This is a genomic window from Pseudoalteromonas sp. Z9A6, from assembly GCF_011378805.1.
Classification (GTDB): domain Bacteria; phylum Pseudomonadota; class Gammaproteobacteria; order Enterobacterales; family Alteromonadaceae; genus Pseudoalteromonas; species Pseudoalteromonas distincta.
In genome coordinates this window covers 23,637-36,581 of record NZ_WTKZ01000041.1, presented here as the reverse complement: position 1 = coordinate 36,581, position 12,945 = coordinate 23,637, and the positions used below count along the sequence as shown (strand labels likewise).

Here is a 12,945-nt window from a genome sequence, read left to right as displayed (position 1 = left end):
CACTGACAACATCTTCACACACAATATAAAGATTTTTGGTTTACACTGCGTGGCAATTGTAGGGAATAAAAACAACTCAAACTCAGTCACCACCAAACTTGAGTTGCCTTTCACACTGACAACATCTTCACACACAATATAAAGATTCTTTTAAGCGAGGCTAACTTATGCCTCAAGCTTATGACGAGAGCCTTGCTCTTTGTCTATGGTTAAACTTTAGAGTGTTAGCTCCAATTTGACAAACGAGAAAAATAAACCTAATAGGTGAAAAAAACTAAACTATATACCTTTGTCTAATACATTTAGATTGGATTGCTTTGGAAGCTATGATGCGAAGGCGTTTTACAGGCACAAAAAAAGCGCTATAAAGCGCTTTTTAATATTTAAGACAGGCTTAAATAATTTGGTTTTCTTTCCAGGCTTGCTCTTTTGCTAAACGGTTTTTGCGTTTATCACATGGATCATCGCAATCACAGGCTTTATCAATACCAACCGAACCTAAACCACCACAGCTGCTTGCCATAGATTTTTTTTGCACGATCATACCAACGGCCATAGCCGAAACTATCAAAATTAGTAAGCCAAAAGTAAGAAGAAAAAGTGACATTGCTTAGCCCCTATTGATCAGCAATAAATTAAACTCAAATATTTTTGAGCGACTGCTATTATATACCCAAATAACTCGGAAATAAACAAGCCACCATCATACTATAAATAAGGCTTAAATGCTGGGCTTGAGTAGGTAACTAAACCCTCTTTTGATTTACCTATTAAATAAACCGGTAAATCATGTTGCTCAGCATAAGCTTGCGCTTTTTGCATCCCCATCACAGTAAGTGCCGTCGCTAAACCATCTGCTGTCATAGCGCTTGGGTGAAGCACAGTTACCGACACTAAGTCGTGCTTAATAGGCATACCTGTTGCTGGATCAATTAAATGAGTATAGATTTCGCCATCCATTTTATAAAAAATACGGTAATCACCCGATGTAGCTATACCGCTTGTACCTGGTGATAAAACACGGTGTACCTTACGCTCTCCAGGTTGTGCATCAGGTTGCTCAATCGCGATTTTCCAATCCTGATTATTTGGCTTTTCACCCGCTATACGCAGCTCACCACCAATCTCAACCATGTAATTAGTAATATCGTGGCTTTCTAATAACTGGGCAACTTTATCAATACCATAGCCCTTAGCTGTTGCCGAAAAAGAAAGCTCCAATTCATCAACAGTTTTAGCTAGCCCCTGCTCTGTAAGATTAAGTTTATCTACACCAATTTTTTCAATCATTGCAGCAAGTGCTTCATCACTTGGGCGATTAGTTGGTTTTTTATCAGGCCCAAAGCCCCATAAATCAATTAAAGGCCCCATTGTTACGTCGAGTGTTTTAGTCGATTCACCCAAGCGAATAGACTCGCTTATAACAGCCCTAAAATCTTCGCTAATTGGCATAACTTGATTTGCAGGTAATCTGTTAAATGTATTTATTTCAGAGTCTTCTATGTAAGTAGACATAGATTGGTTTACATCTTTTAAAACAGCGTCTATTTGCAGCTGTACTTGTGAAGCCGATAGCTGAGCTTGCTCATCATAATATTTAATATGATAAGTGGTACCCATAGTCTTACCTTCTAAAAAGGTTTCTTTTAACTCTGGCTTTTCACCACACCCGGACAATAATAAAGTCAGTGTAATTAGTAAAAAGGCCATTATGCCCTGTGAAGTACTTACTCGATTCATAACAGCTCTACTTAATAGATTGATAAAATTAAAGAATAAAAAAAGCCTCGTAACACAAGTGCTACGAGGCTGGTATTTTAACCAAAACTAAACTGTTTTGGTATTAGTGTTAGCCACCGAAGTCATCTAGTAAGATATTCTCGTCTTCAACACCTAAATCTTTAAGCATAGTGATAACTGCCGCATTCATCATTGGAGGACCACACATGTAGTACTCACAATCTTCAGGCGCTTCGTGATCTTTAAGATAGTTCTCAAATAACACGTTATGGATAAAGCCAGTATAGCCTTCCCAGTTATCTTCAGGCTGTGGATCTGAAAGTGCTGTATGCCATACGAAGTTAGGGTTTTCAGCGGCTAGGCCGTCAAAATCTTCTACGTAGAACATTTCACGCTCAGAACGTGCACCATACCAAAAGCTCATCTTACGTTTTGAGTTCAAACGTTTAAGTTGGTCAAAGATATGAGAACGCATTGGCGCCATACCAGCACCACCACCAACAAATACCATTTCTGCATCAGTGTCTTTAGCAAAGAACTCACCAAATGGACCCGAAATAGTTACCTTATCGCCTTCTTTAAGTGACCAAATGTACGAAGACATTTTACCACATGGCAAGCTAAGGTTTCTTGGAGGTGGAGCAGCAATACGCACGTTAAGCATAATGATGCCTTCTTCTTCTGGGTAGTTAGCCATCGAGTAAGCACGAATTGTTTCTTCGTCTACTTTTGACTCCAGATCGAAGAAACCAAAATGGTTCCAGTCGCCACGATACTCTTCAGGAACATCGAAATCTGCATATTTAACATGGTGAGGTGGAGCTTCGATTTGGATGTAACCACCCGCACGAAACGGCACTGACTCGCCATCTGGAATTTGTAGCTTAAGTTCTTTGATGAACGTTGCTTTGTTATCATTAGAGATAACTTCACAATCCCACTTCTTAACACCGAAAATTGACTCTTCAAGTTCAATTTCCAAGTCATTTTTAACATTTACCTGACACGCTAAACGACAGCCTTCACGGGCTTCACCTTTAGATATGTGATCAAGCTCAGTTGGCAGAATATCACCACCACCTTCTTTAATGTGTACACGACACTGACCACAAGAGCCACCGCCACCACAAGCAGATGATACAAATATACCTGACTCAGATAGTGCGCCTAAAAGCTTACTACCTGCTGATGTTTTAATGGCTTTATCTGGGTCGCCATTAATGCCGATGATAATATCGCCACTTGCAACTAACTGAGATTTAGCACCAATGATGACTAAAACCAGTAGTACAACGATAGCGATAAAAACACCAACGCCTAAGAAAATCTGATAATCCATGATTTATCCTCGCTACCTTTACAGTGAAATACCAGAGAATGACATAAAGCCAAGTCCCATTAAACCAACAGTGATGAAGGTAATACCTAAACCACGTAAGCCGTCAGGTACGTCTGAGTATTTCAGTTTCTCACGGATACCTGCAAGTAATGTAATTGCAAGTGCCCAACCAACACCAGCGCCAATACCATAAACAACAGACTCGCCGAAGTTATAGTTACGCTCAACCATGAATGATACCGCACCAAATATTGCACAGTTAACTGTGATAAGTGGTAAGAAGATACCTAACGCGTTGTATAGTGCAGGGAAAAACTTATCTAATGCCATTTCAAGAATTTGCACAAGTGCTGCAATAACACCAATGAAAGTTAAGAAACGTAAAAAGCTAAGATCTGCATCTGGGTAACCTAACCAAGTTAGTGAACCAGGTGCAAGTACCGCATGATAAACCAAGTTGTTTACAGGTACAGAAATACCCAATACAACTATAACCGCTATGCCTAGGCCAATTGATGTAGTTACTTTTTTAGATACCGCTAAAAAAGTACACATGCCTAAGAAGAATGACAACGCTAAGTTCTCAATAAAAACGGCTTTTACAAATAAACTAATATAATGTTCCACTATTTGCCCCTTACGCTTTAGCTTCTACTTGGTCTTTCTTATAAGTACGCAGTACCCATATGAATAAACCAATGATGAAGAATGCACTCGGTGGTAAGATCAATAGACCCATAGGCTGATACCAACCGCCATCTTGTACTAATGGGATAATATCAACACCGAATAGTGAACCCTTACCAAATAGCTCACGAATGAAACCAACAGTAAGTAGTACTACAGAGTAACCTAAGCCGTTACCAATACCGTCAAGGAATGACATAAGTGGTGGCGACTTCATCGCGTATGCTTCAGCACGACCCATTACGATACAGTTAGTAATGATTAGACCAACGAATACAGAAAGCTCTTTTGCAGTAGCATAAGAAAATGCCTGTAATACTTGGTCAACAACGATTACCAATGATGCGATAATGGTCATTTGTACGATGATACGTACAGATGATGGGATCTGGTTACGAATAAGCGAGATAAAGAAGCTCGAAAACGCAGTTACAAGTGTCAATGCAATTGACATGATTAACGCATTTTTTAAGCTAGACGTTACCGCTAGCGCAGAACAAATACCAAGTACTTGTAGTGCGATTGGGTTGTTAGCTAAAACCGGACCAAATAGGACCGCCTTCATTTCTTTAGTATCAGCCATTATTTCAATGCTCCTTTACGTACTTTCGCAAGGAAAGGGCCAAAGCCATTTTCGCCAGTCCAAAAGTCAACTGCATGATCAACACCGTTAGACGTTAATGTAGCACCTGAAAGACCATCGATCTTATGCTCATCATTGCCCGCAGTACCTTTAACAATTTGAATTGGAAGTTCTTTACCTTCCCATGTAGCAGTCCACTGTGGATTTTGGATTTCGCCACCAAGACCTGGGGTTTCATTATGCTTGTAAAAGATAATGCCCTTAACTGTTTCACCATCGCTTTCAAGCGAGATAAAACCGTACATTAAGCCCCATAAGCCGTAGCCTTGGATAGGAAGAATGATTGCATCAACTGAGCCATCTTCTTTTTTAGAGATATACACCGGTGACTCTTTAGTCACACGTTGAATACCAGCAATATCTTTAACGCCTTTCTCTTGAAGAGAAACACTTAGCGCTGCATCATATTTGCTTTTTTCAAAGTCAAAGATTGTTGGGTCTGTATCTACAAACTCACCTGTAGTCATGTTTACAACGCGCGCTTCGATTTTTGCATCAAATGTTTCAAGAACATTTTCAACTTTGTCGATGCCCGCAGCAGCTAAGATATTGCTTTGAATATCTTTGTTTTTATTAGCTTGCTGTAAAGGACGGAGCTGTACAGAAGCAAACGATACAATGATTGCACACACTAAACATAGTGCTACAACAACTGATAACGTTTTGCCGATTGATTCGTTATTACTAGACATTACGTGCCAACCTCCGCTTAATATTAGCCTGCACTACAAAGTGATCGAACAGTGGAGCGAACAAGTTAGCAAATAAGATTGCTAGCATCATGCCTTCTGGGAAAGCAGGATTCACAACACGTATCATAACCACCATAAAGCCAATTAATAGACCATATGCTAATTTACCTTTGTCAGTAAATGCAGCTGATACAGGGTCAGTAGCCATAAAGAACATACCAAACGCAAAGCCACCAAGTACAAAATGCCAATACCAAGGCATTGCAAATACAGGGTTAGTTTCTGAGCCAACAGCATTTAATAAAAATGCAGTTGCTACCATACCTAGGAATACACCTAGTACGATGCGCCAAGAAGCGATACGAACGTAAATTAAGAACAAACCACCTACTAATAATGCAAGTGTAGATGTTTCACCTACAGAACCTTGAATGAAACCATAAAACGCATTCCACCATAATTCCATGTTTGCAAAGTCAAGTGTGCCAGCAAATGCTTGGCCTAGCATAGTTGCACCAGAGAAAGAATCTACTGCTGTCCATACTGTGTCACCTGAGATTTGAGCTGGGTATGCAAAGAATAAAAATGCACGACCGGCTAAAGCAGGGTTTAAGAAGTTACGGCCAGTACCACCAAAGATTTCTTTAGCGATTACTACACCAAACGTAATACCTAACGCAACTTGCCATAAAGGAATAGTTGCTGGCAAAATAAGTGCGAATAATACAGAAGTAACGAAGAAACCTTCGTTAATTTCATGCTTACGCACTGAAGCAAATATAACTTCCCAGAAACCACCTACTGCAAATGTTACAGCGTAGATAGGTAAGAAGAAACATGCTCCATAGAACATCTTAGCGCCCCAGCCTGCATCAGCGGTTAACTCACCACCGAATAACTGGAACAAACCAACTTGCCACGTGTTTGCTAGTTCAAAACCTTGTGCTAAAGCACCAGCGGCCTGATGACCGATATTGAACATACCAAAAAACATAGCTGGGAACGTCGCCATCCACACTAAAATCATCATACGTTTTAGGTCGATGTTATCGCGTACGTGTGTCGCGCCTTTATTTACGTAGCCTGGTGTATAAAAAATAGTTGCAGCTGCTTCATACAGTGCATAAAACTTTTCATATTTACCACCGGCTTCAAAATTCGGCTCGATATCTTCTAGATATTTTTTTAAACCCATCTCTCTAGCCTTCCTTCTCGATCGTAGTTAAGCAATCGCGTAGGATAGAACCATACTCGTATTTGCCTGGACAAACGAAGGTACATAACGCTAAATCTTCTTCATCAAGTTCAAGCGCGCCCAATGAAATTGCACTGTCTAAATCACGTGCAATTAAGTCACGTAATAATAGAGTAGGCAAAATATCTAACGGCATTACGCGCTCGTAGCTACCAATTGGTACCATGGCACGTTTTGAACCACCTGTTGACGTTGTCATTTTAAATAAACGACTTGGTGCAAGGTGAGAAAGGAATGTACGCGTTACAGAGAATTTATCACTACCTGGTGCAATCCAGCCAAACAATTCTTTTTCGCGACCTTCAAGTAAAACAGATACTTGAACGTGGTAACGACCTAAGAATGCATGAACACCGTTTGAAATAGAACCCGATAGAACAGAACCAGAAATAACGCGGTTATCTCCGTCTTCTAACTCACCAGCCACTAAATCATCCAATGAAGCACCTAATTGTGTTTTCACTAAACGTGGGTTTTTAACGCGAGGACCTGCAAGCGAAATAACACGATTTGTGTAAATTTCACCAGTAAGGAATAAGTGACCATACGCAATAACGTCTTGGTAACCAATATGCCAAACTTGTTTGCTAACAGAAACTGCATCAAGATGATGGATATGAGTGCCAACGAGGCCAGCCGGATGCACACCACCAAACTCATGTACTTCTACTTGAGCTATAGATGAGCTAGGAACTTGGCTGCCTGCTTTTTTACACACAAATACTTTGCCATCAGTCAAACGCGAAACAACTGCAAGACCCGCTTCAAATGCTTGCGCATTTTCTGCAATAATTACTGCAGGATCTGCAGCTAATGGGTTTGTGTCGATTGCGGTCACAAAAATAGAACTAGGATTTGCATCCACAGCCGCTACTTTGCTGAATGGGCGAACACGAAGTGCTGTCCACTGACCAGACTGGATAAGTACTTCTTTGGCTTTTTCGCGCTCTAAGCTCGGAAGCTCGTCTGCTTTGAAAGAGTCAAAGGTGATTTGCTCACTGCCTGCTACTTCAATAACAACAGATTGCAGCACACGTTTAGCACCACGATTTATTTCTTTTACTGTACCAGAAGCTGGAGCAGTAAATAGGACGCCTGGGTTCTTTTTATCTTCAAAAAGTACCTGGCCTTTTTTGACTTGGTCATCCACACGAACATGCATGGTTGGACGCATACCGATAAACTCTTCGCCAAGCACAGCTACACGTTTGACAGCAGAACCGTCATGTATAACTTGCTGTGGCGCGCCCTCTAAGGGTAAATCCAGACCTTTTTTTATGTTGATCATACGCACTTGCATTACATTAAAGGAAAGAAACTGAAAAATCGTATCAACCACGTCGCCATTTGAGTTATTCCAAGTTATATCAAGGTACAAAAGAGCAGCTTGCTAGAGATATCAAACAAGCAACGTAGTAAAACTCATCACATATTGTCGAGATTTTAACATCATTTTAGATGACTATGCGAGTGTATTTATGAAAATTATACGACAGAAACACTTATTTAGTTTTGTTAAGTGAATTAAATAAAAATCAAGCTAGACCAAAGTGGTAGTCTAAGCAATTATCATTCCTGATTTCATCGTAAATTCAACAAATCGCATAATACAAAAAAAGCCGCGATAGCGGCTTTTTATAACTAGGGCCTGTTGACCTTTCAGGATTAAAATTTGTTCAATCTAGGGGCTATTTAATCGCGGTGTGAGGTTTGTAACCTAGTGGGCTAAGTAAAAACCGAGCAACAAAGAGTAAATAGCCCCTAGGCAGAACCCTTTGGGCAGCGCATGTTTGGCATTTATTCCACGTTATCGCCCATTTATGGGGAATAACCACACTACATAGGCTCTGCCTTGCCTAAATACCAAACAGACTGCTGCAAATTCAACCTCGAAAGATAAACAGGCCCTAAGTTCTGTTAGTCAATCATATTGGCAATTGGCTTAACTGAATCTACATCTTGATCGTAGTCAACACTATCTATACCAAAACCAAATAAGCGTAAAAACTCATTATGGTAACCAACATAATCTGTTAGCTCATCAATGCTGCTTGTATCTACTTTATCCCAAACAGCTTGCACGCGAGCTTGCACGTCGTCTTCTAGCTCTTTGTAGTTTTGGAATAAATGTCCACCGTCGTCAAAGCGAGGTGATTCACCATACAAGTTTTCACTAAATAAAGCGTGAATTTGCTCAATAGTGCCTTCGTATGTGCCATCTGCTTTCATAACTTTAAATAAAGCAGAGATATATAGCGGCATAATAGGAATAGCAGAACTTGCTTGCGTTACCACAGCATTAAGTGATGAAACATACGCCTCACCATTTAAATCTTTTGTTGATTCTTTAATAGCAGCGGTTGCACGGTCTAAATCTTCTTTAGCCTTACCAATAGTAGCGTGTCCGTATATTGGCCATGTTAGCTCTTTACCAATATAAGTGTACGCAGTCGTTTTAAAGTTATCGGCTAATACATCCGCTTCTTTTAATGCGTCAATCCACATTTCCCAATCTTCACCGCCCATTACTTTAATGGTGTTGTCGATATCGTCTTGGTTTGCAGCTTCAACAGTAATTTCATCAATTTCACGCTTTGATGTATTTAAGTTTTTAGTAGTAACGGCATTTCCAATTGGCTTAAGCGTAGATGAGTAAACTTCGCCCGTATTTGGGTCTGTACGACGAGGAGACGCTAAGCTGTAAATAATACAATCTACTTTGCCCAAATCTGCCTTAATAGTGTCGATTGCTTTTTGTTTAATTTCGTTAGAAAACGCATCGCCATTAATATTTTTAGACCAAAGGCCTGCTTCGTCTGCTGCATCTTGAAAAGCAGCGGTATTGTACCAACCAGCAGAACCTGTTTTGCGATCTGTACCTTCTTTTTCAAAGAAAATACCTAATGTTTTAGCACCACCACCAAACGCAGCTGTAATGCGCGAAGCCAAGCCGTAGCCTGTTGATGCGCCAATAACTAATACATTTTTTGGTGCATTTTTTAATGCGCCTTGTTGTTTTACATAGTTAATTTGTTCTTGAACATGCTCTGCACAACCAGCTGGATGTGCGTTTGTGCAGATAAATCCACGAATTTTAGGCTTAATGACCATTGATCATCCTATATCTTTTACAATAAAAATTAGCGCTAGTTTAAAGGCTAATACTAAAAACACTGATCTGATCAGTTAACCACAAGTGTAACAATCAAATCGCTATTAATTATTTAAGCTAATTTAGAGCCGCCCATACAATTAGGTGAATCAGGTGCCTCGCCGCCCTGCTCTGTATACTCATCGGGTGTATATGTATGAATTGCGAGTGCATGAATATGATTTGCTAATTCATCTTTTAGAATTTCATTAATTTCACGATGGCGCTGCAATAAACGTTTACCTGTAAAACCTTCGCTAACCACTATTACTTTAAAGTGTGATTCAGTGCCCGCACTGTGCATATGGCTTTCGTTAATTACGTTTAAATGTTTACACGCAATAGCGTTGCTTATTTTTTCTTGGATCTGTTGCTGCATTGACATAAAAGACCGTTTTAATTAGCTAATTTATACACTTACTATAACAATTTAACGCAGCGCTTGGCTAACTAAATTGCTTTTGTTTAATGTGCTTAATAAATCGGTAAGTTAAACTTATTCGAGGATGTGCAAGCGTTGTTTGCTTAGGTATTGCATGTTGATAATCTCGCTGGCTATGTCCGCTCATTATTAAACAGCTGCCACTTTGTAATTTCAAGTCGGTTACTTTATTGCTCGTCTTGTGCTTTAACTTTAGAACCCGATCAGCTCCTAGAGAGACACACACAATTGTTGGTTTATCACCAAGCTCTATTTCATCATCACTGTGCCAGCCCATCGTATCATTACCATCTCGGTAATAATTAACGAGTAATGAGTTTAGAGGCTGATTTAAGTGCGCCTCTAAACGCCTTCTCATATTAAGTAACAATTCATCCCATGGCTCTACTATTTGCTTACTACTTGAATAGCCGTATTCAATATTTAAATCGCTCATGAAGCATTGTAGCCGTGGAATAGGCCCCGTTTTACCATAAACAGTTACATCGGGTTGCTGCCAACGTAGGTTTTTTTGCAAATAATAAAATAGCTCGAGGCTTTTTTGTGCACTAAGTGCCCTACTTTGATAAGAAAAGCCATTTGGTAACTGTTGGGGGTTGGCGTTTTGCCGTTGCATGTTAGAATTTACCTACATTAGATTACTGATCAACGAACCATTATGACGACGCAAGCCCAGCTAGGCGATAAAACCTTTACTCTTGAACGCTTTCCTTTGGATCAAAAAAACCGCAGCTTACAAGCGTGGGATTCGGCAGATGAGTACCTTATCAATTATGTTAACGAACATCACCCTGATTGTCGCTCATTGCTTATTTTAAACGATAGCTTTGGTGCACATGCTTGTTATTTTAATAAGTTAACGGTTTGTTCAGTTAACGATTCTTATATTAGCCACCAAGCTGCGGCTTATAACTTACAAGAAAACAAACTGCCTACAGCAGATTTTACACAATTAGATAGTTTGTCTGCATTACCACAGGATGTTGATTTAGTACTTATTAAAATCCCTCGTAATGTAGGTTTTTTACAGTTTCAGTTAAGTGAACTCAGTGAAGTCCTTGCACCTGGTACGCCAGTAATTGCCGCAGGTAAAACAAAAGAAATTCACAACTCAACAATAAAATCATTTGAGCAATTTATTGGTGAAACAAAAACTAGCCTAGCAGTTAAAAAATCCCGTCTTATATTAAGTACAGCTAAAGGCGGATATAAAGCAGCAGATTTCCCTGTAACGTGGGAGCTTGAAGGTACTGAGTTTAATATAACAAACCATGCAAATGTGTTTTCGCGTGATTCGTTAGATATTGGTGCACGCTTCTTTTTTAACTACTTACCAGAAACACCAAAAGCTAAAAGCATTATTGATTTAGGCTGTGGTAACGGAGTTGTTGGATTAATGACGCTTGCTCGTTGCCCTAATGCATCAGTTACTTTTGTTGATGAGTCTTACATGGCAGTAGAGTCGGCTCGGTTAAATGTAGAAATTAACCTAGGCGATAAGTTTGATAACTGCGAGTTCATCGAAAACGACTGTTTAACAGGCTTTGAAAGAGACAGTGTAGATATGGTGCTTTGTAACCCTCCATTTCACCAAGCTCAGGCCGTTACCGACCATATTGCTTGGCAAATGTTTAAACAAGCAAAAGATACTTTAAAAGAAGGCGGCGAGCTGCGTATTATTGGTAATCGTCATTTAGATTATCATGATAAATTAAACCGTATGTTCGGCAACTGTAAGTTGTTAGGTTCAAACAAAAAGTTTGTCGTTTTAAGTGCAACAAAAAATAGTGGAATGCTATAAATGAAATTAACAAACATTATAATTGGGTGTTGTGTATTACTGATACTTGGTGGCTGCGCGAATCAGCCTAGCCAAGTAATACTTAACCCTGTTTATAAAAATGGTCAAATTAGCACTATAAATAGTAGCTTAAGTACTAGTGTAATTGATTTACGTGGCGATACATCAACACTTAAACTTATTGAGTCAGACAAAACTAAAACCTTTGCAAGCCAAGGCATTACCAGCTCTATTAAAAGTGTGTTAGACAGCGCCCTTAGCCGCAATGGAGCCAGTATTTCTAACTTAGCAACTGTTCGCTTTGAAGTAGATATTCATGCATTGCAAGCTGTTGTAACCGAAAAGCTAGTGAGCCATACCAGCGAAGCCCACATAGAACTTGGCGTGCGTGTTATTCGCGCCTCAAGTAACTTTAGTAAAGTGTATAGAGGTAGTGCTAATTTAGAAGGCCCATTTAGTCATGAGCAAGCAAAAATAGAAGGTCAGCTCAATAAGTTGACTGAGCAAGTTATTACCCGCATTGTATCTGACCCTGAATTAATAGAATTTTTAGAAGGTTAACTATGAAACGACTTTTTTTAATCTGCTTAGGCCTATTCTTTAGTGTAAGTAGCTTAGCAGCCCAAGAAGGCCGCTTTGTGCAAAAGGACAACATTTTTCCACGCGTAGAAATTGTAACGTCAATGGGTAGCATCGTGGTTGAGCTGGATCGCTCTAAAGCGCCCATCACAGTCAATAATTTTTTAACTTACGTGTCAGATAAAAGTTATCAAGGTAGCGTTTTTCACCGTATTGAGCGCGATGTAGAAAATGATCGCGACTTTGTTATTCAAGGTGGCGGTTACGATAAAGACTATGATGGCCTACATGAAAATGACCCTATTTTTAATGAAAGCGGTAACGGTTTAAAAAACGATATGTATAGCATTGCTATGGCCTATCAAGATAGACAACCGCACTCAGGAACTCGCCAATTCTTTTTTAATATGGATAATAACGATCACTTAAATCCAGGGAAAGATTGGGGCTTTGCTGTATTTGGTAGCGTAATGGATGGTTACGACACGCTTGATAAAATTATGACTGTTGAAACCGGTTTTAATGAAAAAATTGGCTACGATTTCGTACCTAAAAAACCTGTTGTCATCTTAAACATTAAAGTGCTTGAACAAGTCCCACTATAATTTTTTAAGAG

14 protein-coding genes are annotated in these 12,945 nt (G+C 39.6%); 3 read left to right on the top strand and 11 right to left on the bottom strand.

What is annotated here, in order from left to right; translation table 11 throughout:
• Window positions 1-394 precede the first annotated feature (394 nt).
• The 11 genes from nqrM to GQR53_RS14625 all read right to left on the bottom strand — a co-directional run bounded on the left by nqrM (window position 395) and on the right by GQR53_RS14625 (window position 10,565).
• Window positions 395-607 carry a (Na+)-NQR maturation NqrM gene (gene nqrM / locus GQR53_RS14675; protein WP_007376137.1) on the bottom strand — a complete coding sequence of 71 codons (213 nt, stop codon included), beginning with the start codon at window positions 605-607 and terminating at the stop codon, window positions 395-397.
• A 101-nt stretch (window positions 608-708) separates the two neighbouring features.
• Window positions 709-1,740: an FAD:protein FMN transferase gene (locus GQR53_RS14670; protein WP_165744321.1), complete on the bottom strand. Its 1,032-nt coding sequence runs from the start codon at window positions 1,738-1,740 to the stop codon at window positions 709-711.
• A 109-nt stretch (window positions 1,741-1,849) separates the two neighbouring features.
• A complete protein-coding gene (gene nqrF / locus GQR53_RS14665) occupies window positions 1,850-3,079 on the bottom strand; it encodes an NADH:ubiquinone reductase (Na(+)-transporting) subunit F (protein ID WP_165744320.1) in 1,230 nt (409 codons plus the stop codon).
• Between the two features lie 18 nt (window positions 3,080-3,097).
• Window positions 3,098-3,706, bottom strand: coding sequence for an NADH:ubiquinone reductase (Na(+)-transporting) subunit E (nqrE, locus tag GQR53_RS14660; RefSeq protein ID WP_002958896.1), 609 nt, complete (start codon window positions 3,704-3,706; stop codon window positions 3,098-3,100).
• A 10-nt stretch (window positions 3,707-3,716) separates the two neighbouring features.
• Window positions 3,717-4,349 carry an NADH:ubiquinone reductase (Na(+)-transporting) subunit D gene (locus GQR53_RS14655; protein WP_002958897.1) on the bottom strand — a complete coding sequence of 211 codons (633 nt, stop codon included), beginning with the start codon at window positions 4,347-4,349 and terminating at the stop codon, window positions 3,717-3,719.
• On the bottom strand, window positions 4,349-5,101 hold the full coding sequence (locus tag GQR53_RS14650; RefSeq protein WP_002958898.1) for a Na(+)-translocating NADH-quinone reductase subunit C: 753 nt from the start codon (window positions 5,099-5,101) through the stop codon (window positions 4,349-4,351). The genes GQR53_RS14655 and GQR53_RS14650 overlap by 1 nt, the downstream gene beginning before the upstream one ends.
• On the bottom strand, window positions 5,094-6,296 hold the full coding sequence (locus GQR53_RS14645; RefSeq protein WP_002958899.1) for an NADH:ubiquinone reductase (Na(+)-transporting) subunit B: 1,203 nt from the start codon (window positions 6,294-6,296) through the stop codon (window positions 5,094-5,096). Before GQR53_RS14645 ends, GQR53_RS14650 begins: the two co-directional genes overlap by 8 nt.
• A gap of 4 nt (window positions 6,297-6,300) precedes the next feature.
• A complete protein-coding gene (locus tag GQR53_RS14640) occupies window positions 6,301-7,644 on the bottom strand; it encodes a Na(+)-translocating NADH-quinone reductase subunit A (protein WP_024596562.1) in 1,344 nt (447 codons plus the stop codon).
• A gap of 629 nt (window positions 7,645-8,273) precedes the next feature.
• Complete coding sequence (gene fabV, locus GQR53_RS14635) at window positions 8,274-9,467, bottom strand: enoyl-ACP reductase FabV (RefSeq protein WP_138489515.1); 1,194 nt, start codon at window positions 9,465-9,467, stop codon at window positions 8,274-8,276.
• A 113-nt stretch (window positions 9,468-9,580) separates the two neighbouring features.
• On the bottom strand, window positions 9,581-9,892 hold the full coding sequence (locus tag GQR53_RS14630) for a BolA/IbaG family iron-sulfur metabolism protein (RefSeq protein WP_024596564.1): 312 nt from the start codon (window positions 9,890-9,892) through the stop codon (window positions 9,581-9,583).
• A 61-nt stretch (window positions 9,893-9,953) separates the two neighbouring features.
• The gene (locus tag GQR53_RS14625) at window positions 9,954-10,565 is read right to left on the bottom strand and encodes an alpha-ketoglutarate-dependent dioxygenase AlkB (protein ID WP_165744319.1); all 612 of its coding nucleotides are present in this window, start codon (window positions 10,563-10,565) and stop codon (window positions 9,954-9,956) included.
• 42 nt (window positions 10,566-10,607) lie between these two features.
• Here GQR53_RS14625 and GQR53_RS14620 point away from each other — a divergent pair, with 42 nt between their 5' ends.
• The 3 genes from GQR53_RS14620 to GQR53_RS14610 are packed head-to-tail and all read left to right on the top strand — an operon-like array spanning window position 10,608 to window position 12,934.
• Complete coding sequence (locus GQR53_RS14620; protein WP_165744318.1) at window positions 10,608-11,750, top strand: methyltransferase; 1,143 nt, start codon at window positions 10,608-10,610, stop codon at window positions 11,748-11,750.
• Complete coding sequence (locus GQR53_RS14615; RefSeq protein WP_165744317.1) at window positions 11,751-12,311, top strand: YajG family lipoprotein; 561 nt, start codon at window positions 11,751-11,753, stop codon at window positions 12,309-12,311.
• 2 nt (window positions 12,312-12,313) lie between these two features.
• Window positions 12,314-12,934: a peptidylprolyl isomerase gene (locus GQR53_RS14610; protein ID WP_002958906.1), complete on the top strand. Its 621-nt coding sequence runs from the start codon at window positions 12,314-12,316 to the stop codon at window positions 12,932-12,934.
• The last annotated feature ends 11 nt before the right edge of the window (window positions 12,935-12,945 follow it).